Source organism: Streptomyces sp. NPDC020983 (assembly GCF_044333485.1).
Taxonomy (GTDB): Bacteria; Actinomycetota; Actinomycetes; order Streptomycetales; family Streptomycetaceae; genus Actinacidiphila.
On record NZ_JBIRRA010000003.1, the window covers coordinates 36,465 to 55,719 of the forward strand.

At 76.2% G+C, this 19,255-nt stretch carries 19 protein-coding genes; 10 read left to right on the top strand and 9 right to left on the bottom strand.

What is annotated here, in order from left to right:
• Nucleotides 1–41: 41 nt before the first annotated feature.
• Entirely contained in the window at nucleotides 42–1,469 is a 1,428-nt protein-coding gene (locus tag ACH4SE_RS06525) for a HEAT repeat domain-containing protein (protein ID WP_398542184.1), read from the bottom strand.
• 406 nt (nucleotides 1,470–1,875) lie between these two features.
• On the opposite strand from ACH4SE_RS06525, the gene ACH4SE_RS06530 reads away from it, so the two are divergent.
• On the top strand, nucleotides 1,876–3,342 hold the full coding sequence (locus tag ACH4SE_RS06530; RefSeq protein ID WP_398542185.1) for a PP2C family protein-serine/threonine phosphatase: 1,467 nt from the start codon (nucleotides 1,876–1,878) through the stop codon (nucleotides 3,340–3,342).
• 126 nt (nucleotides 3,343–3,468) lie between these two features.
• On the opposite strand, the gene ACH4SE_RS06535 is transcribed toward ACH4SE_RS06530, so the two are convergent.
• Nucleotides 3,469–4,953, bottom strand: a complete 1,485-nt coding sequence (locus tag ACH4SE_RS06535; RefSeq protein WP_398542186.1) for a hypothetical protein — start codon at nucleotides 4,951–4,953, stop codon at nucleotides 3,469–3,471.
• Between the two features lie 237 nt (nucleotides 4,954–5,190).
• Here ACH4SE_RS06535 and ACH4SE_RS06540 point away from each other — a divergent pair, with 237 nt between their 5' ends.
• Nucleotides 5,191–6,303: an aminoglycoside phosphotransferase family protein gene (locus ACH4SE_RS06540; RefSeq protein WP_398542187.1), complete on the top strand. Its 1,113-nt coding sequence runs from the start codon at nucleotides 5,191–5,193 to the stop codon at nucleotides 6,301–6,303.
• 24 nt (nucleotides 6,304–6,327) lie between these two features.
• Here ACH4SE_RS06540 and ACH4SE_RS06545 read toward each other — a convergent pair whose 3' ends face one another.
• The 3 genes from ACH4SE_RS06545 to ACH4SE_RS06555 all read right to left on the bottom strand — a co-directional run bounded on the left by ACH4SE_RS06545 (nucleotide 6,328) and on the right by ACH4SE_RS06555 (nucleotide 10,563).
• A complete protein-coding gene (locus tag ACH4SE_RS06545) occupies nucleotides 6,328–6,825 on the bottom strand; it encodes a hypothetical protein (protein ID WP_031523462.1) in 498 nt (165 codons plus the stop codon).
• Between the two features lie 23 nt (nucleotides 6,826–6,848).
• Nucleotides 6,849–9,542: an ATP-binding protein gene (locus ACH4SE_RS06550; RefSeq protein ID WP_398542188.1), complete on the bottom strand. Its 2,694-nt coding sequence runs from the start codon at nucleotides 9,540–9,542 to the stop codon at nucleotides 6,849–6,851.
• Nucleotides 9,543–9,924: 382 nt separating this feature from the next.
• The gene (locus ACH4SE_RS06555) at nucleotides 9,925–10,563 is read right to left on the bottom strand and encodes an ABATE domain-containing protein (RefSeq protein WP_398542189.1); all 639 of its coding nucleotides are present in this window, start codon (nucleotides 10,561–10,563) and stop codon (nucleotides 9,925–9,927) included.
• A 50-nt stretch (nucleotides 10,564–10,613) separates the two neighbouring features.
• On the opposite strand from ACH4SE_RS06555, the gene ACH4SE_RS06560 reads away from it, so the two are divergent.
• Nucleotides 10,614–11,267, top strand: a complete 654-nt coding sequence (locus ACH4SE_RS06560; RefSeq protein WP_398542662.1) for a pyridoxal 5'-phosphate synthase — start codon at nucleotides 10,614–10,616, stop codon at nucleotides 11,265–11,267.
• Entirely contained in the window at nucleotides 11,258–11,998 is a 741-nt protein-coding gene (locus ACH4SE_RS06565) for a maleylpyruvate isomerase family mycothiol-dependent enzyme (RefSeq protein ID WP_398542190.1), read from the top strand. The genes ACH4SE_RS06560 and ACH4SE_RS06565 overlap by 10 nt, the downstream gene beginning before the upstream one ends.
• Before the next feature lie 84 nt (nucleotides 11,999–12,082).
• On the opposite strand, the gene ACH4SE_RS06570 is transcribed toward ACH4SE_RS06565, so the two are convergent.
• On the bottom strand, nucleotides 12,083–12,322 hold the full coding sequence (locus tag ACH4SE_RS06570; protein WP_398542191.1) for a DUF397 domain-containing protein: 240 nt from the start codon (nucleotides 12,320–12,322) through the stop codon (nucleotides 12,083–12,085).
• A 197-nt stretch (nucleotides 12,323–12,519) separates the two neighbouring features.
• Between ACH4SE_RS06570 and ACH4SE_RS06575 the strand changes: the two genes are divergently transcribed.
• Nucleotides 12,520–13,080, top strand: coding sequence for an isochorismatase family protein (locus tag ACH4SE_RS06575; RefSeq protein WP_398542192.1), 561 nt, complete (start codon nucleotides 12,520–12,522; stop codon nucleotides 13,078–13,080).
• 24 nt (nucleotides 13,081–13,104) lie between these two features.
• Here the strand turns inward: ACH4SE_RS06575 and ACH4SE_RS06580 are convergent, their stop codons facing one another.
• Both ACH4SE_RS06580 and ACH4SE_RS06585 read right to left on the bottom strand, forming a co-directional pair.
• Entirely contained in the window at nucleotides 13,105–14,352 is a 1,248-nt protein-coding gene (locus ACH4SE_RS06580) for a sensor histidine kinase (protein WP_398542193.1), read from the bottom strand.
• Nucleotide 14,353: 1 nt separating this feature from the next.
• A complete protein-coding gene (locus ACH4SE_RS06585; RefSeq protein ID WP_398542194.1) occupies nucleotides 14,354–15,022 on the bottom strand; it encodes a response regulator transcription factor in 669 nt (222 codons plus the stop codon).
• A gap of 140 nt (nucleotides 15,023–15,162) precedes the next feature.
• Here ACH4SE_RS06585 and ACH4SE_RS06590 point away from each other — a divergent pair, with 140 nt between their 5' ends.
• The 5 genes from ACH4SE_RS06590 to ACH4SE_RS06610 all read left to right on the top strand — a co-directional run bounded on the left by ACH4SE_RS06590 (nucleotide 15,163) and on the right by ACH4SE_RS06610 (nucleotide 18,305).
• Nucleotides 15,163–15,645, top strand: a complete 483-nt coding sequence (locus ACH4SE_RS06590) for a hypothetical protein (RefSeq protein WP_398542195.1) — start codon at nucleotides 15,163–15,165, stop codon at nucleotides 15,643–15,645.
• A 114-nt stretch (nucleotides 15,646–15,759) separates the two neighbouring features.
• Nucleotides 15,760–16,338 carry a TetR family transcriptional regulator C-terminal domain-containing protein gene (locus tag ACH4SE_RS06595; protein ID WP_398542196.1) on the top strand — a complete coding sequence of 193 codons (579 nt, stop codon included), beginning with the start codon at nucleotides 15,760–15,762 and terminating at the stop codon, nucleotides 16,336–16,338.
• A gap of 52 nt (nucleotides 16,339–16,390) precedes the next feature.
• The gene (locus ACH4SE_RS06600; protein WP_398542663.1) at nucleotides 16,391–16,978 is read left to right on the top strand and encodes a DUF4865 family protein; all 588 of its coding nucleotides are present in this window, start codon (nucleotides 16,391–16,393) and stop codon (nucleotides 16,976–16,978) included.
• Nucleotides 16,978–17,376: a carboxymuconolactone decarboxylase family protein gene (locus ACH4SE_RS06605; protein ID WP_398542197.1), complete on the top strand. Its 399-nt coding sequence runs from the start codon at nucleotides 16,978–16,980 to the stop codon at nucleotides 17,374–17,376. Before ACH4SE_RS06600 ends, ACH4SE_RS06605 begins: the two co-directional genes overlap by 1 nt.
• Complete coding sequence (locus ACH4SE_RS06610; protein WP_398542198.1) at nucleotides 17,373–18,305, top strand: phosphotriesterase; 933 nt, start codon at nucleotides 17,373–17,375, stop codon at nucleotides 18,303–18,305. Before ACH4SE_RS06605 ends, ACH4SE_RS06610 begins: the two co-directional genes overlap by 4 nt.
• Nucleotides 18,306–18,401: 96 nt before the next feature.
• On the opposite strand, the gene ACH4SE_RS06615 is transcribed toward ACH4SE_RS06610, so the two are convergent.
• On the bottom strand, nucleotides 18,402–19,106 hold the full coding sequence (locus tag ACH4SE_RS06615; RefSeq protein ID WP_398542199.1) for an alpha/beta fold hydrolase: 705 nt from the start codon (nucleotides 19,104–19,106) through the stop codon (nucleotides 18,402–18,404).
• Nucleotides 19,107–19,255 lie beyond the last annotated feature (149 nt).

Sequence of the window (19,255 nt, forward strand, 5' to 3'; positions counted from 1 at the left end):
TCACATCGAGCCGGTCCGGCGCTGCGGGCCCGTACCGCCCCTCAGCGTGCGGTGCCGCCCGAGCTGAGCCGGCCGCGCACGGCGGTCTGCACCTCAGCCTCCTCGGCCGGATCCGCGGCGAGGCGGCGCAGCTGGGCCAGGACCCGGACGTCGCCGGAGGCGGCGCGGTGCGCGGCCAGTTCCCGGGTGGCCTCCTCGCAGTCCCACAGGCACTCCACCGCGAAGCCCGCGGCGAATCCTGGGTCCACGTCCGCCAGGGCGCGGGCGGCGGTGCCGCGCAGCTGTGAGCAGGACGTCTCGCGGTAGATGTGCCGCAGCAGCGGCGCGGCGTGGCTGATGCCGAGCCGCCCGGCGCCTTCGACGAGCGGCTCGATGCCCTCGGCGTCGGCGCCGTCGTCCTGGACGGCGCGGCGCAGCGCGGCGAGGACGAGCGTGCTGTCGGCGGGGCCGCCGTGCCGGGCGAGGGTGCGGGCGGCAGCGGCGCCGAGCGCGTCGGTGCGGGGCGCCCAGGCGCGGGCGCGTTCCAGCGCAGGGGCGTCGTGCATGCGCTCGAAGGATTCGACCGCGGCCCGCAGCACACGCTCGTCGGCGGATTCGGCCGCGGCGCCGATCAGGTCGAGGCAGCGCGGGTCGCGGCGGTCGGACAGGTGCCGCAGGGCGGCGGCGCGGGCGGCGGACGGGCCGCGTTCGGCGGCGGCCAGCAGGGCGGGGCGGTCCTCGGGTCCGGCGACGGCGGCGAGGCAGCGGGCGGCGGGCTGGTCCCGTTCGGCGGCGGGGTGGGCGTCGAGTCCCTGCTGGGCCCAGTCGAGGACGGCGGCGACGCCCCAGCCGGGGGTCGGGCCCGCCGACCGCAGCTGGCGTTGCCAGCGGTCGAAGCTGACCTGCTCACCGGCCCGGCGGACGCGTTCGGCGGTCTCGGGGTGTGCGGCGTCCTCGGCCCACAGCTGCCAGGGCCTGGGTTCGTAGGACTCGCGGACGGCACGGGCGAGGTCGGCGTCGCCCTCCGGGGTCCGCGGGAAGCGGGCGACGACGGCGGGGCCGAGGGCGCGCAGTCCGGCCTCCCCGTCGCGGACGGCCAGCTCGTCGAGGGCCCATTCCCAGCAGCCGCCGGTCGCGGCGTAGCGGCGCAGCAGGCGCAGCGCGTCCCTGCGGCCGTAGCCGGCGAGGTGGCCGAGGACGGACAGGGCCAGACCGCAGCGGTGCTCGTCGGGGGAGATCAGGTCGTCGGGGTGGAAGAGGTGCTGTTCGATCCCGTCGAGCGGGCCCTCCAGGTCGGAGTACAGGCGCGCGTAATAGAGGGAGCGCGACTCGACCCGCCAGTCCAGGCGGGGGTCGCGCAGCACGCAGTGCTCCAGGGCGGCGAGTGCCTCGGCCCGCGGCGCCGCGAGGGCGTGCAGGGGACCGTCTCCGCGCCCCCGCTGGAGGAGGCCGAGAAGAGTGCCACTGGGCGCTATGTCTGGGTCGAACATGAGGTCAGCATCCGGTGCGGAGGGTTCCATGGCAACGGGATTTCCGCTGCTGATGCCCGGCGTCCTTCCCTGCCACCGGGCATTTCGTGCCTGGCGGCGGGGGCGGACCACGACGGGGACGGGCGGCCGCAGCCTACCGACTCCGGGCCGCCGTGTCGCTTCCGGCACCCCTGCGACCAGGAGCAGGATGGCCCCGGCGGGACGGGCGCGTGTCCGCCGGAAGACCGCCGGACGGCCATCGGGTGGCCGGAAACACCCTACGCACCCGGCATATGCCAGAAGCACCACCAGATCGGGTATCGCGGAAACCCTTACGGGCCATCGCTCCCTGTGCAACAGTCGTTACCGGCCCCTTCCGTCCGCCACGGCCGAGAGCGCCTGCCAGCAGACACGTTCGGAGTGCGTCATGCCGTCCCCCACGCATGCGGATCACACCGCCGCACAGCTGCCCGACCCCGATGCGGTGGACGCGCTCATCACCGAGGCGCGCCGGCTGCGGGCCCGGGTCGACGCGATGCTGCACGGCGGCGACAGCGCCGGGGACCCCCAGGTGCGCTGGCGGCGCGCGCTGTGCGACCTCGCGGTGCACCAGCTGGACGACCTCGGCGCCCACCTCGGGCAGCTGAGGGACGGCCTCGGCGACACCGGCCCGGCGGACGGCCGCCCGCTGCTGCCGGACGTGCCGCTGCGCGACGGCGGGCCCGACGCGGCCGCCGTGGGCGCGCTGGGCCGGGCGGGCAGCGCCCAGTGGGACCTGCTCACCGACACCGCGCACTGGTCCGACGAGCTCTACCGGATCTTCGGCCGCTCCAGCGAGGACGGGCCGCTCACCCTGGACGAGCTCCCGTCGTGGCTGTTCGCCGAGGACCAGGCGCTGCTGACGGGCATGGTGACCGGCTGCCTGGTGGACGGCCGGCCGATCGACGGGGAGTTCCGCATCGTGCGCGGCGACGGCTCGGTCCGCACCGTGCACATGGTGGGCGAGCCGGTACTGGGCGCCGACGGCGGCACGGAGTCGATGTGGGCGGTGCTGCGGGACGTCAGCGACCTGCGCCGCAGCCAGCGCACGCTGCGTGAGACGAGGGAGTCGCTGCAGCGGCAGCGGCAGATCGCACAGACCGAGCGGCGGATGGCGGTCGAGCTGCAGGAAGCCGTGCTGCCCCCGTGGCGCGGCGCCCAGCGCTTTCCTCAGGACGGGGGGCCGGCCACGATGGATCTGGCGGCGCACTACCTGCCGTCCGCGACCAGCGCGCTGATCGGCGGCGACTGGTACGACGCGATGCAGTTGCCGGACGGCTCGTCGTTACTGACCGTGGGGGATCTCACCGGCCACGGCGTGGCCGCCACCTCCGGAATGGCGATGCTGGTCGGCGCGCTGCGCGGGATGGCCGTCGCGGGCCTCCAGCCCGGTCCGCTGATGGGCTGGCTCAACGAACTGCTCGACACCTCCCCGCAGCCCGCCCTGGGCAGCGCGCTGTGCTGCCGCTACGACCCGAAGACCCGCGTGCTGCACTGGGCGCAGGCCGGCCACCCCGCCCCGCTGCTCTTCCGCGACGGGGCAGGGCGGCCGCTGGACGCACCGGACGGCGTGCTGCTCGGCGCGACCTCAGGTGCGCAGTACGCCCAGGCCAGCGAGCAGCTCCAGCCCGGTGACCTGCTGGTGCTGCACACGGACGGGCTCGTCCCGCGCCGTGCCGCGACCGACGGCCGGGGCACCCCGGAGGCCGACGGGGGCGGGCACCGGCTGCTGGCGATGGCGCCGCGGCTCATCGCCGCCAGGAGCGCACAGGACTGCGTACGGCTGGTGGCGGAGGAGTTCGGCACGCCGGACCGCGAGGACGACGCGTGCGTGCTGATCGCCAGGATCGGCTGAGCGGCGGCAGCGGGGCGCACGCCGTGAGACGGCCGTACGGTGCCGTGTCAGCGGCAGCGGACAGCCGGAACGACATCCGGGAGCGGAGGGTGCGCACGTGCGCAGTACCGGTACCCGGTGAGGCGGTCAGGCCTCGCGGTAGCGGACCCCGCCGGCGCCTCCCCTTTTCTGCCGCGGCAGTTGCGACTCGATCTCCCGCCGCAGCTCCTGCACCCGGCTGTAGTCGGAGTAGCGGCCGGTGAGGCGGTACATCTCGCGCAGCCGGTCCCAGGTGCGGTGCGAGGAGGTCTGGCCGATGGTGAGCAGCGCCATGCGGGCGTAGCGGTCGGCCTGGTCGGGGTCGTCGGCGATGAAGCAGGCCGAGGCGAGCGACAGGTAGTCGAAGATGGTCGACCGCTCGTGGCCCTCCGGGCGCAGGCCGAGCGCCTGCTTGGCGTGGTGCTGGGCCTGCACGGCGGCCGCGGGCTCGTGCTCGGCGAGCGTGCGGTAGGCGAGGGCCTGCATGCCGTGCAGGTCGGCCTCGTCGAAATTCTGCATCCAGTCGGGCGGGGGGCCGTCCGCCCGGTCCGACACGAAGAGCTCCTCGGCCTCGCCGAGCGTGCGGCGCATCGCCTGGCCGCGGCCCATCGACGCCTGCGCCCAGGCCTCGATGGTGTGCAGCATGGCGCGGGTGCGCGGCAGGGCCTGCTCGCCCGCGCCGGACTGCGCGAGCTTCATCAGGTCCAGCGCCTGCTCGGGCTTGCCGAGGTGCACCATCTGCCGGGCGGCGCGGGAGAGCGCCTCGCCGGCGCGCGGGCGGTCGCCGCCCTCGCGCGCGGCGTGCGCGGCGATCAGGAAGTACTTCTGCGCGGTGGGTTCGAGGCCGATGTCGTGGGACATCCAGCCGGCCAGGACCGCCAGGTTGGCGGCCACGCCCCACAGCCTGCGCTGGAGGTGCGCCGGGTGGTGGTAGGAGAGCATGCCGCCGACCTCGTTGAGCTGGCCGACGACGGCCTTGCGCTGGAGCCCGCCGCCTCGGGAGGCGTCCCAGGCGCGGAAGACCTGCACCGAGGCCTCCAGCGAGTCGACCTCCTGCGAGCCGACCGGGGCCGCCTCGTAGCGGTCGTAGTCGGCCGGGTCGGCGTGCAGCGGGTTGTCGAGGACCGGGCCGTCGGCCGCGAGGGCCGGGTCGGAGTGCAGCCAGTCGTACAGGGCGTTGCTGATGACGGTGCTGGAGGCGAGCGCGGCGCCCGCGCCCACCAGACCGCGTCGGTTGAGCATGAGGTCCATTCCCGTGAATTCGGTGAGGACCGCGGCCGTTCTGTCCGGCGCCCACCGAAGGCCGTCGCCGGCCTTCTTCCGGTTCGTCTGCCGACGCCGGTCGAACCCGAGATCCTCGATGGTCACGACACGGCCGAGACGCTCGGTGAACAGTACGGACAGCACCTTCGGCACGGGATCGCGCGGCGACTCGCCGGTGTCGATCCAGCGGCGGACGCGCGACGTGTCGGTCGCCAGCTGCGGGTGGCCCATGGCCGCCGCCTGCCGGTTGACCAGCCGCGCGAGCTCGCCCTTGGACCAGCCGGTGAGTGCGAACAGGTCCGCGAGTCGGGTGTTGGCCACATTGCCCACGTCAAGCCCCCAGGTTCCTCGGCGCTGTTGACACTATTCCCCCCGACATCCCCCCGACATGGGCCCCGTGACTATTCGCCAGGGTTCGCCAGGGTCCGCCAGATGGTCTGCCACGGCGGGCCGGGTGTCAGGTAGGAAAGCGCCACCCCGTCCAGGCGCCGCATTCCCCAGGGTGCGGTGCCGGGACGGGGAGGCGTTTCCCCACCTGCTGGCACACGAAGGGATCTGCTTTCTCCCATGTATTCGGCATCGTCCTCCGTGTCCGCCCCGCCCCGCCCCGTTCAGTCCCGGCCGGCTCCCGCCCGCCAGGGCTTTCCCGCGGTGCCCGAACCGGCGCTCAGACCGCGGCCGGCGGCCGGCCTGCGGCGCGCGGCGCTCGGCGGGACCCATCCCCTCAGCGGGAGACTCGACTTGACCGGCCCGCAGGGAGCCCAGCTGCGTACCGCGGTCGCCGCGGTGCAGCGGATCTGCCCCGAGTTCACACCCGTTCAGCTGCTGCGCCGCGGCGGCCGTACGGCGCTGCTGGTCGGCACCTCGGGACGCGCCCCGGCCGTGGCGAAGTGCCTGCTGGACCACTCCCCCGCGTGGGCGGATCGTTTCCGCCACGAGATAGCGGCCTACCGCACCTTCGTCCGGCACCGTCCTCCGGTGCGGGTGCCGCGGCTCATCGCCGCCGACCCGGAGAGCTGCGTGCTGGTGATGGAGCGGATGCCGGGCCGGGTGGTCTCGCCGCAGCGCCACCCCTCGCACGCCCCGGCCCGTGGTGACGTGCGGGCGGCCCTGTCGGCGTACGCGCGCATCAACACATGGCGCCCGCCGCCCGGTTCCTTCGACGCGCCGATCGACTACGCGGCGCGCCTGGGCCGTTACCACGAGCTGGGCCTGCTGACCGACCGGGACATGGGCGACCTGCAGAAGCTGCTGCACGGCCTGGCGCACACGCAGGGGCAGTTCTGCCACGGCGACGCGCTGCTGTCCAACGTGCTGCTGTCGCCCGCCGGCCCGTCGCTGGTCGACTGGGAGCACGCGGGCTGGTACCTGCCGGGCTACGACCTGGCGGTGCTGTGGTCGGTGCTCGGCGACGACGAGGCCGCGCGCCGCCAGATCAGCCAGCAGGCGCAGGCGGCGGGCCCGGCCGCGCGGGACGCCTTCCTGGTGAACCTGATGCTCGTGCTGACGCGGGAGATCCGCACCTACGAGACGGCCGTCCAGCGCACCATGCGCTCCACGGCCCCGGTGGCGCCGGGTGCCGCCGAGACGGGCGAGGAGCAGCGGCTGCTGCTGCGCCGGCTGCACGACGACTGCGGGCTGGCCCGCAGGGCCGTACGTGCGGCGGTCGGCACCCGCTGAGCGGGTCGGGCTGAGCGCGGGGGCTCAGCCGGCCTGGAACATCTCCGCGGGCAGCGGCTTGAGCAGCTGGTAGAGGTCGTCGGTGATCGGCCGGTCCCAGGTGGCGATGGTCACCTGGACGCCGTCGCTGCGGTCGAACTGGGCGCAGGCGACACGCGACTCGGAGATCTTGATGCGGCGTACGATCAGCAGCCCGTCGCCCTGCCAGACCGGGGTGTCCTCCGTCTCGGTGACCACCGCGGGCTCGTCGTTGCCGAGCGCGGCCAGCAGCTGCGCCACTTCGAAGGGCACCTGCCCCTCCTCCAGCTGGCGCGCGGGCGAGCCCTCCGGGAGGTTGCCGATGAGCATCGCGGGACCGCGCCCCCCGAAGAGGTCGTAGCGCAGGTAGATGCCCTCGCAGCGCCCGTCGGGGCCGGGCAGCAGGCCGGCGCCGAGGTCACCGGGCCAGTCCCCCGGGTCCATCGCGAGAACGTCGAAGTCCGGCCCGGTGGGCGTGGCGGGGCGGCGGCGGAGGAAGGACATGCCGCCATGGTACTGGGCGGCGCTCAGCCCGCGGCGCCCTGCGCTGCGGTGATCGCCGCCAGCTCGGCCCGGGCGCGCTCCGCCGTGCCGTCCGCGGCGCACCGCTCCGCGGCGGCCAGGCCCGCGCGCAGCCGCTCGGCTGCCTCCTCGTCGCTGCCCGCCGCCCGCAGTGCGCTCCCGTGGTCGACGAGCGCTCCGGCCAGGTCGTGCACCGCGGGCGACGCGTCCAGGCACGCCACCGCCTCCTCCAGCAGCCGCAGCCGCTCGGCGCCGGTGGAGACCAGGCCCGCCGCCCGCAGCGCCTGCCCGATCGCGGCGCCGGCGCCGTAGTGCCGGGCCCGGCTCACCGCGTCCAGCGCGGTGGTCAGCGCGCTGTCCGGTGCCACGTGCCGCTGGGCGAGGGCCAGGTGGATCTGCCAGGGGCACCACGCGGGGTTGCGCCAGCCGCGCCGGTCCAGCCGGCCGCCCGCCTCGGTCAGCGCCGCGGCAGCCTCGGCGTGCAGGCCCTGGGCGAGCAGCAGCTCGCCGTGGACCGCCTGGGCGTCGGGGAAGGTGACGGCGGACGGGAAGGGCGCGTGGAAGTCGTGGTCGCCCGCGACCTCGGCGGCGTCCGCCACCTTCCCGCGGGCCAGCAGGACGGCGACCAGGCCGGCCACGGCGTACCAGTGCACGGGGGTGCCGCGCCCGACGCGTTCGGCGAGCCGGAGCCCGCCGCGGGCGGCCTGTTCGGCGTCGGCGAGCAGGCCCTGGCGGTAGCGGACGTGGCCCAGCAGCACCTGCCCGAAGGCGAGATGGGCGCCGTGGAAGCCGAAGCGCTCGAATGCGGCGATGCCGGTGGCGAACAGTTCCTCGGTGCGCTCGGGCCGGTCGGCGTAGGCGTAGGTCATGGCGACGAGCACCGGCACCTCGAAGCCGCGGGTCTCGTCGGCCCAGGGCATACCGCCGGCCAGGGCGCGTTCGCTGTGCCGCAGGGCCTCGCCGACCGGCTCGCCGCGCAGCGTCGCGTCCCACGCGCGCAGGCCGATGATGTAGCGCTCGGTGGCGTCGCGTCCGGTGAGCCGGTCGGCGAGCAGGGCCAGCCGTTTGGAGCGGCCCTGCGAGTCGGGCTCGTCGGTGCGGAAGGCATCCCACATGAACTGCTCGGCCTGCATGCGCAGCCGCCCGCGGGAGGTGGTGGCGCTGCGCGCGGCACGGGCCACGATCTCGGCGGCCTCACCGAGCTGGTCGCTGTGCGCGAGCGACTGCGAGAGCCGGAAGACGATGCCGTCGCGCAGCGCCGGATCGCCCGTGGGCTCCTCCAGCGCCGCCTTCAGGTGGCCGACGGTGACGGACGGTTCGAGCAGTTGCGAGGCGCAGGCCAGCTCGTAGAGCACCGCGGCCCGGTCGTCCTCCTGCGGCGGTTCGCGCAGCGCCCGGCGCAGGTAGCTGCGGGCGGCCTCGCGCGCTCCGGCGCGCAGGGTGTCGCGGGCGGCGGCCCGCAGCTGGGCGACGACCCACGGGTCGCCCGCGGGCCGCGTCTCCAGCAGGTGGCGGGCGGCGGCGCTGGGCCCGAGCCCGGCGTCCACGACGGACCAGGCGGCCTGGGCGTGCAGGCCGGTCCGGACGGTGTCGGGGATGGCGCGGTAGACGGCGGTGGCGATGAGCGGGTGGGCGAAGTCCAGCGTCTCGCCGCCCGCGAGGATACGGGCCGAGCGCAGCCGCTCGGCGCAGTCGACGGCCTCCTCGTGGCCGAGCCCCGCGACGTCGGCGGCCAGCTCGGGCGTGCCGGCGGTGCCGAGGACGGCCGCGGCCCAGGCGAACCGCACGGTGGACGGCCCGAGCCGGTCCAGCCGCCGGGCCAGGCCCGGGCCCTTGACGGCGGCGGCGAGGTCGCGCAGCTGGTGCAGCGCGGTGGCGTCCGGGGCGAGGCCCTGCTCGGCGACCTTGGCGGCCAGCTCGACGGCCTCGAAGGGGTTGCCGGAGGTGACCTCGAAGCACTCGCGGCAGAAGGCGTCGTCCGCGTGGGCCCCCACGGCGTCGCGCACGACACGGGCGACGGCGGCCTCGGTGAGCGGCGGCAGCCCGATCGGGCGGTGCCCGGACCTGCCGGGCAGCCCGCGGAACGCCTCGGCGTCCGGCGGGAGTTCGTCGGGCCGGTAGCCGATGACGACGAGCAGGGCCAGGTCGTCGGTGCGCGGCGCGAAGGCGGCCAGCCAGTTGAGCGACTGCGGGTCGGCCCAGTGGGCGTCGTCGAGGACCAGCACGACGGGCGCGCGTTTCACCGCGAGGTGGGTGAGCACCCAGTCGAGGCCGTCGCGCAGCGCCTGGGCGTCGGAGGCGTCGCCCTCCGCGGTGCACAGGCCGAGCGCGGGACCGACGACGCCGTACCAGCTGCCCAGCGCGGCCCGGGCCTCGGCCTCGCCGGCCGCGGCGAACTGCGGCTGGAGCAGCTGCCGGGCGACGTGGAAGGCGACGTGCTGCTGGTGCTCGCCGCCGCGCGCGGACAGCACGGTGCAGCCGCGGCCGGCGGCCTGCCGGCGCACCTCGGCGAGCAGTGCGGTCTTGCCCAGGCCCGCCGGTCCGGAGAAGGCGAGCAGGCCGCCGGTGAGCGCCGCGTCCTCGTACCCGGCTCCGTCGGCGCGCCGTCCGGTCAGCTCGTCCAGGGCCTCTTCCACGGCGAGGAGATGGGCGTCGCGTTCGAGCAGCGCAGGCCTGAGCCGGGTGTGACGCTGCGGCATGGGGCACCCCCTCGCGGCCGGTGGGGCTCAGGCGGCCGCGCCGCACTCGCGCCCCGCCTGTCGACCTCGTACGGCCTCACAGCGTACGCCGTCAGGTGCGGTGTGTAAGCGGGAACAGCCGTGCCCGGCCGGCCACTGGCAGGGGGCACGACCGGGCACGGCGCGTGGGGCGGCGGGGGCGTACGCGGAGCGCTGCCGCCCCGGCGGCCACGGTGGAGCCTGCCACGCCGGACGCGGGCGGGCCGGCGATCGCGGGACACGCACCGGGGCCGTTCCTCCGTGCGCCCCCGGTGCGCCCCGTTACCGCGCGTAGCCCTTCCGGAGCATCATCACCCGGACGAGTGACGCCGTGTCAGGGGTGTACGAGCGCGTCGCGTCCGCGTCAGGCGCCGTCCGCGGTGCGCCGGCGGGCCGCGTGCCGGGCGACGCGGGCGCGGTTGCCGCAGGACGGCTTGCACCACTGCTGGCGGGCGTGCTCCTTGACGAAGTAGCGCACGCAGCGCGGCGCCGGGCAGGCCCGCAGCCGCTCGCGGTCGGGGCCGGCGAGGAAGGCGATGGCGTGCCGGGCGAGCGCGGCCGCGAGGAGGTCGGCGGCCGAGGGGGTGCGGGCGGCCGCGCGCACGGCCGCCGCGGGTCCGCCGGCGGGCCACTCCAGACGGGGCGCGAACGGGACCCGGGCGGCGGCCGCGTTGAGCCGCTCCAGCGCCCGGTCCGCGGAGGGCAGCCGCCCGGCGTCCGCGGAGCTGGGCGGGCCGGGCCGCACCGCTCGGGCGAAGAGCGCCCGCAGTGCGGTGCGCACCTCGACGGCGGCGGCGAGCGTGTCGGCGTCGGCGGTGAAGTCCTCGGCGGTGAACGGGGCGGTGGCGCCGCCGCCCGCGGCGAGGTCGGCACGCAGCGCCTCGCCGTGCGCGCGTACCCAGCGCGTCAGCCCGGCCGGCTCGGCGAGGTCGTCGGCGACGCCGCCCTGCCCGTCGTGGCGGATGGTGACGGCGAGGTCCAGCGCGAGATGATCAGCGGCCATGGCCTAATGGTATCGTGAGCGAAAACCATTAACACGGAGGGGGTGTGTCTGTGTCCGACCTGCGTGAAGTGCTGCGCGGACTCGACGTGTTCGCCGGAGAGCTGCCGGACGTCGACGTCGGCGGGCTGCCGTCGGAACCGCGCGAGCTGTTCGTGGAATGGCTGCTCGCGGCCGTACGGGCCGGGGTGCGCGAACCGCATGCGATGACCCTGTCCACCACGGGCGAGGACGGCGACCCGGCCGCCCGCGTCCTGATCCTCAAGGACGTCTCCCCCGACGGCTGGCACTTCGCCGCCGACGCGGGCGGCCGCAAGGGCCGGGAACTGGCGGCGCGGCCGGCGGCCGCGCTCACCTTCTACTGGTCGCCGCTCGCCCGGCAGGTCAGGATCCGCGGCCGGGTCCGGCCCGGCGGACCGGACGAGGGCGCCGCCGACTTCCTGGCCCGCTCGCCCGGCGCGCGCGCCGAGGCGCTGCTCGGCCGGCAGTCCACCCCGCTGGACGACCTCGCCGTCCGGGACGCCGCGGTACGCGAGGCCGCCGCCCGTATCGAGGCCGAGCCCGGACTGGTCGCACCGGGATGGACCAGGTACGCGCTGCACGCCGACACCGTCGAGTTCTGGCAGGGCGACCGGGAGCGGCGGCACACCAGGGTCGTCTACACACGGACCGCCGAGGGCTGGGAAAGGGGACTGCTGTGGCCGTGACGGAGCGGACGCCGGGCGGAACGGACGGCGAGGGCACGGCGGAGGAGCCGCACACCGGTCTCCAGGCGGCCTTCACGGCGGGCGTGGCCAGACTGCGCGGGCTCACCGGAGGGCTGACCGACGAGGCGCTGCGCGCCCCGAGCGCGCTGCCCGGCTGGACCCGCGGCCATGTGCTCACGCACATCGAGGGCGTCGGGCTGGCCCTCGCACGGCAGGCGCGCTACGCGCTGCGGGGCAGGACGATCGAGGTCTACGACGGCGGCAGGCCCGCGCGGGACGCCGCGATCGAGGCCGGGCACGGGCGCCCCGCCGCCCAGCTGGCCGCGGCGCTGGCCGACGCGCTGGACGAGGCGGAGGCGTCCTGGGCGGCGGTCGGCCCGGACGACTGGGGGCGCCCGGTGGCGTACCGAGACGGCACCCTGCGCACGGTGGGGCTGGCGTGGTGGCGCGAGCTGGAGATCCACACGGTGGACGCGCGGCTGGGCGCGAGCCCGTCCGGCTGGTCGCCGGAGCTGTGTACCCACCTGCTCGACTTCCTGTCGGTGCGGGTGCCGGGCGGAATCGGGCTGACGGTGACCGCGGTGGACACCGGCGGGGTGTGGACGTTCGGCCGCGGGGCGCGGGTCGCGGTCGAGGGCCGGCTCACCGACCTCGCGGCGTGGTTCGCCGGGCGCACCCCGGAAGGGGAACTCGCGGGCGACCCGCTGCCGGAGCTGGGCACCTGGCCGTGACGGCCGGTACGCGGGCCTGACGCGCGCTGACATGCGGGGGCCGGGGTTCGCGTCGGGCGCGCGCCCCGGCCGGCCGCGCGGCGGTCAGGTGAGGTCGAACTCGCCGTCGCGCGCGCCGAGTACGAAGGCCCGCCACTCGGCGGGGGTGAAGATCAGCGCCGGGCCGTCGGGGTTGCGGCCGTCGCGCATCGCGATGTAGCCCTCGACGAAGGCGATCTGCACGTCGCCGTTGCCCTCCTTGCTCGACAGCCACTCGGCGTCCGTCAGGTCGAGCTGCGGCTTCTTCCCGTCGGCCGACGGCTCTCCCGTGGTGCTCTCCGCCACGTCGTGCTCCTCCCGCTGCGTTGCGTGCCCACCACCCTAGCGGCCGTGGCACACACGGACACGAGATGGCGAAAGCCGCCCGCGGCAGGGCGGGTTCCGATCACGGGAAGGCCGCTGCGGGCGCCTTCCGCGACCGCGGAACGGTCCTTTGCGATCACCGGGCGTCCGGGTGGAGGCTGCCGGTAGGGTGACCGCACATGACCGCACATGATCACGGACGCCGCGGCGGCTCCCCGCTCGACCCCGGCCTCGACCCTGCGCGCAGCGCGCTGGTCACGATCGACCTCATGGACCGCATCGTCGCCTTACCCCTCGCCCCGCTGAACGGCCCCGCGGTGCTCGCCGCCTCGCTGGGGCTGGCGGGCACCTTCCGGGCGGCGGGCGCCACGGTGGTGGCCGTCCGCACGCAGCGGCCGGGTGTCGCCGAGCAGCCGCCCGGGAGCGACCTGGCGGCGGGCGTGGTGCAGGACGGCGACCTCGTCGTCGTCAAGCACACCATCGGGGGCTTCCTGGACACCGGCCTGCACGAACTCCTGCGCGAGCGCGGCGTGGACACCCTGGTGCTCGCCGGGATCGCGACCAACCTGGGCGTGGAATCCACCGCCCGCGCCGCAGCCGACCTGGACTACCGGCTGGTCTTCGCGGCGGACGCGATGGCGGCGCTGACCGCCGCCGAGCACGAGGCGGCCGTCACGCTGGACTTCCCGCGCTTCGGCACCGTGGTGAGCGCGGCGCAGATCGGCTTCGCCGCGCCCTGAGCCGCCGGCCGGGGCAGGGACGGCTCAGCGGGCGGCCGGCGCCCGCGGCGGGAAGGTCGCGCGCAGTGTCGCCCCCGGCCCGCCGCCCGGCACGACGTGCAGCCAGCCGCGGTGGGCGAGCGCGATGTCGCGGGCGATCGGCAGGCCGAGTCCCGATCCGCCGGTGTCCCGGGCGCGCGCGTGGTCGAGCCGGGTGAAGCGGTCGAAGACGGTGGCGTGGTGCTCGGGCGGGATGCCGGGCCCGTCGTCGGCGACGTCGAGCCGCGCCCGGCCGGCCGGGCCGTCGCGGGTCAGCTCGACGGTCACCGCCCCCGACGCGTGCCGTACCGCGTTGTCGACGAGGTTGGCGACCATCCGCCGCAGGTGGTCCGGCGAGCCGTCGACCAGCACGTCGGGGGTGAGCCGCATGCGTACCGCGACATCGGTGCGCGGCCTGGCCCTGGCCGCCTCCTCGGCGACGATCTGCGCCAGGTCCGTCTCGCGGGCGCGGATCGGCTCGCGGGCGTCGAGCCGGGAGAGCAGCAGCAGGTCGGCGGTGAGGGTCTGGAGGCGCTGCACGTCGGCGAGCGCCTCGCGGGCGAGATCCTGCTCCGCCGGCGCGGCCAGCTCCAGCCGGGTGCGCAGCACGGCCATCGGGCTGCGCAGCTCGTGCGCCGCGTCGGCGACGAACTGCCGGTGCGCCCCGACCGCCGTCTGCAGCCGGTCGAGGGTGGCGTTGACGGTACGGGCCAGGGCCGCGACCTCGTCGCGGGCGTCCGTCACGGGGACGCGCTCGTGCAGATCCCGGGCGGTGATCTCGGCGACCTTCGCGCGGATCGCGGACACCGGGCGCAGCGCCCGCCCGGTGGTGTGCCAGCACAGCAGGGCGACCAGCGCGAGCAGGGCGGGGACGCCGGGGACCAGCACCCGCACCAGGGTGCGCATCGCGGCGCGGACCGGCGCGAGGGACGCGGTGCCCTCGACGGTGACCGGGCCCGCGCCGGTGTCCACGTCCATGGAGACCACCACCGTGCCGCCGCCCTCCCCCGGCGGCAGGGGCGGCACGGGGTCCGGGAGCGGGCCGCCGGTGCCGTGGGCGGCCGTGGTGCCGCCCCCTTGGCCGTGCTGCTCCAGGACCACCGCGGCCTTCCGCCCCGCGTCCTGGGCGGCCAGCTCCCGCGCGGAGCGGGTCAGGCTCGCGTGCAGCGACAGGAAGAGCGCGGCGGCGGCGAGCCCGAGGGCCGCGGCCACCACGGCGGTCGCGGCGAGGGTGGTGCGCAGCCGGACGCTCATCTCAGGCCTCCAGCCGGTAGCCGGCGCCGCGGACGGTACGCAGCGTGCTGCGGCCGAAGGGCCTGTCGATCTTGCGGCGCAGCGCGCTGATGTAGACCTCGACCACGTTGGAGTCGCCGTCGTAGGCGAAGTCCCAGGCGCGGGCCAGCAGTTCGGACTTGGGCACCACCTCGCCGGCGCGCCGGGCCAGGCAGTGCAGGATCGCGAACTCCTTGGGCGTCAGCGGGATCAGCACGTCGCCGCGGCTCGCCCGCAGTCCGGCCGGGTCGACCCGCAGGTCGCCCACCGCCAGCACCGCCGGGCGCTCGCGCAGCCCGCGCCGCACGAGGGCGCGCAGCCGGGCGAGCAGCACGACGTAGGAGAAGGGCTTGGTCAGGTAGTCGTCGGCGCCGGTGTCGAGGCCTTCCGCCTCGTCGTACTCGCCGTCCATGGCCGTGAGCATGAGGATCGGCGTCCACACGCCGGCCTCCCGCAGCGCGCGGCACACGCCGTAGCCGTCCAGCTCGGGGAGCATCACGTCGAGCACGATGGCGTCGTACTGGTGCTCGGTGGCCATCCAGAGCCCCTCGCGCCCGTCGTGGGCGAGGTCGACGGCGAAGCCCTCCCGGCTCAGCCCGTCGCCGAGGAGTTCGGCCAGCCTGCGTTCGTCTTCCACCACGAGTATGCGCACCCGCACAGCGTGCGGCCCGCCACCTAAGGCGAACATGAAGATCATCTGCCGGGGCTTCAGCCCCGCTTCAGCCGTCCCGGGCGAGCCTGCTGATCGCTGGACCGGCCGGTCCGGCGATCTCGAACGGGAGACTCCACACGATGATCGACAAGAGGATTGCCGCGGGCTTCGCCCTCGTGGCCGGGGTGGGCCTGGCGAGCGTCGCGGCGGCGCCCGTCAGCGGCGCCGCGACACCGCCGGCGGCCCACCACGCGGCGCACGCGCAGACCGCCGCCAAGGGCGCGGGGAAGGGCAAGGCCCGGGGCGGCAAGCGGATCGTCTGCGTCGTCCGGGTCGGCGGGCCCGCGGGCGGGAAGGGCGGTCCGGTCACGCTGCCGCCGCTGCCCGGGCTGCCCGGCAAGGGCACGGCGGAGAGGATCGAGGTGAAGGTCGTGCACGGCAAGGTCACGGTCTACGTCAACGGCAAGCCCGCGCCCGCGGGTTCGGTGCACGTCGGCACCGGCGCCGGGTGCCCGCCGCCGCCGGGCGGTGTGAGCGTGCACCCCGGTGAGGGCGGCACCGTCCTCCAGGGGGCGCCGGGGGCGGCCGAGGCCGGTCTGTCGACGGCCGGACTGCGGGCCTGACCCGCACCACCGCGGCCGGGGCGCCCCCGAACGGGGCGGGGGCGCCCCGGCCTTCCGGCCCGCGCGGTCTTGGACGGCTTGTTTTCTGTACCTACTAGTATGTACAGTGCGGTCATGGAGACGTCGGAACGACTCATCGAGAGCGCGCAGGCACTGCTGTGGGAACGGGGGTACGTCGGCACCAGCCCCAAGGCCATCCAGGAACGCGCGGGCGCCGGACAGGGCAGCATGTACCACCACTTCCGCGGCAAGCCCGACCTCGCCGTCACGGCGATGCGCCGCAGCGCCGCGCAACTGCGGGCGCAGGCCGAGGAGCAGATCGCCGGCGGCGGCACCGCGCTCGAGCGGGCCACCGCCTACCTCGTCCGGGAGCGTGACGCGCTGCGCGGCTGCCGCGTCGGGCGGATGGCGATGGATCCCGACGTGATCGCGAGCGCCGAACTGCGCGCCCCCGTGCAGGAGACGTTCGCGTGGCTGACCGGCCACCTCGCCGGAGTCGTCGCCGAGGGCGTCGAGGCCGGCGAGCTGCGCCCGGGCCTCGACCCGCACGACACGGCCGCGGCGATCGTCGCCGTCGTCCAGGGCGGCTACGTGCTGGCCCGCGCCGCCGGCTCGCAGGAGCCCTTCGACGCCGCCGTCCGCGGGGCGGTCGCCCTCCTCGCGGCCCAGGCCGTACCCGCCACCGGCCCCTGAACCACAGCCGTACGCCCGACCGGAGCGACCGCCACCCGAGGAGAACGTGCCCGTGCACGCGATGAACTACCGGATCACCCTGCCCGCCGACTACGACATGCGGATCATCCGCCGCCGGGTGGCCGCGAAAGGCCGTCTGCTCGACGACTTCCCCGGCCTCGGCCAGAAGGCGTACCTGATACGGGAGCGGGGCGTCGACGGCTCGCCCGTCAACGAGTACGCGCCCTTCTACCTGTGGAACACCCCCGAGGGCATGCACAGCTTCCTGTGGGGCGCCGGGTTCCAGGCCCTGTGCGACGACTTCGGCCGCCCCGACGTCGAGCACTGGACCGGGCTCGGCTTCGCCCGCGGCCCGGCCCGCGACACCGTGCCGCGCGCCGCCGCCCGCCGCGCCCTGCGGCTCTCCCCCGGCACGGCCCCGGCCACCGCCGTCGCACACGCCCTGGAGGAGATGGCACGCACCGCGGAACGGCCCGGCGTGCACTCCACCGCGGTGGCCGTCGACCCGCGGCGCTGGGAGCTGCTCCACTTCACCCTCTGGGAGGACACCGCGCCCGAGGCTCCCGGTGAGGAGCGCTACCAGGTGCTGCACCTGTCCCGCCCGGAACTCGGCAAGCTGCCCGAGGGGAGGACGTGGTGATGCGCGAGGCCGTGTTCGACCGCGAGGCCGGCTACCGGCTGCTCGGCGAGCTCGCCGGGCCCGGGACCGTCGAGGGCACCCTGAACGGCCTGGAGGCGCTCGCCCCGGGCTTCGCCGACTGGATCGTCACCAGCCTCTTCGGCGGGACGTACCAGCGCGAGGGCCTGGAGCTGCGCGACCGGCAGATCGCCACGCTGGCGGCGCTCACCGCGCTCGGCGGGGTGGAGCCGCAGCTCGACGACCACGTCCGCAACAGCCTGCGGATCGGGGTCGAGCCGCGGGAGATCGTCGAGGTGATGGTGCACCTGGCGCCCTACGTCGGGGTGCCCAAGGCCCTCGCGGGCCTGCGCGTCGCCGCGGCGGTGCTGCGCGGGACCGAGCGGACGGAGGCACGGTGAGCGGCCCCCGCACGGTCCGTACGGTGCTGGGTGACGTCGAGCCCGCGGCGCTCGGCGCCGTCGACGCGCACGACCACCTCTTCCTGCGCAGCCCCGTGCTGCCCGCCCCCCTCGACGACGAGGACGCCGCGCTGGACACCCTGCGCGCCTTCCGCGACCTCGGCGGCGGCGCCCTCGCCCAGTGGACGCCCTTCGCGATGGGCCGGCGACCGGAACGGCTGACCGCGCTCTCACGTGCCACGGGGGTGCACGTGATCGCCGCGACCGGCCTCCACCAGGCCGTCCACTACGACCCCGAGCTGCTGGGGCGGCTGCGCCGCGGCGACACTCTCGCCGAGCTCTTCGTCGCCGAACTCACCGAGGGCACGGTCGCGGGCGACGACCCGGACGGGGCGCGGACCGGCCCGCGGGCCGGGATGATCAAGGTCGCCGGGATGTTCCACGCCCTCGACGACCACACCCGGTGGGTCATGACCGCGGCCGCCCGGGCCCACCACGCCACCGGCGCGCCCATCGGCATCCACCACGAGTCGGGCACCGCCGCGGTGGACGTCCTCGGGCTGCTCCACGGGGAGCTCGGGGTGCCCCCGGGCAGCCTGCTGCTCGGGCACCTCAACCGCTTCCCCGACCCCGGGGTGCACCGCGAACTCGCCGCCGCGGGGGCGTACCTGGCCTTCGACGGGCCGAGCCGGGCGCACAGCGCGACCGATCCGTGGCTGGTCGGCTCCCTCGCCGCCCTCGCCGAGGCGGGCCACGCCTCCCAGCTCCTCCTCGGAGCCGACACCACCGCTCCCGGCGCGGGCCCCGGCGCCTCCTACCTCCTCCGCACCCTGCGCCCCCGGCTGGTCCGCGAACTCGGCCCCGCCGCGGCCGACGCCCTCTTCCGCACGAACCCGTCCCGGGCGTTCTCCGCCCCCTGGCCCGGCTAGCGTCCGGGCCGCCGCCCCGGCGGCCTTCCGCGGCGCCGCGCACGGGCCTCGCCTGCCGGCCGTGGGACGGCCCAGGCGCCGGGATGGGCGCCCGGGTCAGGGCTCGGAGAGGAAGGACCGGGTCGCCGTGAGGAAATCCGGCAGGCGGTCGTCGTGGATCATGTGGCCCGCGGGGATCGTGGTGAGGCGGGCGCCGGGAATGCGGGCGGCGACCTCCGCGAGCTGGTCCTGCGGGATGTGGCTGCGCGGGCCGCCCCCGATGACGAGCGTCGGCGCGGTGATCTCCGCGAGCCCCTCCAGATGCCGCGCCGGCGGTGCGTTGCGCTGGCGGGCGACCGCGGCGACGACCCGCCAGTCGTAACCGGCGGGCCCGGGGCCGGGGCCCGGGTCCGCCGGGACAGGGCGGGGCGGGTCGGCGGGGAAGGGCAGCGGCCCGTCCTCCAGGACCATCCGCCGGACGGCGGACGGCCGGTCCATGGCGACGAGCGAGGCCACCACCGTGCCGAGGGAGTGCGCGACGACGGTGACCTCGTCGAGCCCCAGCTCGCCGAGCAGCGCGAACACGTCGTCCCGCATCGTCTCGAAGGTGTAGTCGTCGGCGTGGTCGCTGTCGCCGTGCCCGCGCAGGTCGAGCGCGGTGGTGCGCCACCCGTCCGCGGCGAGCGCGTCGGCGACCGCGTCCCAGGAGCCCCGGTTCTCGCCGAGGGCGTGCAGGAGCAGCAGCGGGGACCCGCCGGCGGGGCCCGCCTGCTCGTAGGCCAGCCGGACGCCGCCGGAGCGGAAGGTGCGCATGGCGTTCATGCCCGGACCCTAGTACCGGCCCGGCGCCGGGGACGGCCTCGTTCGCCGCGGGCACAACCGCCCGCGGGCCCGGGGAGCCCCGTGCGCCGGACGGCGGAGCGGGCGGGCGGGCGGCCGAATTCCCGCCCGGTGCCGGGGGGCTCGGCACG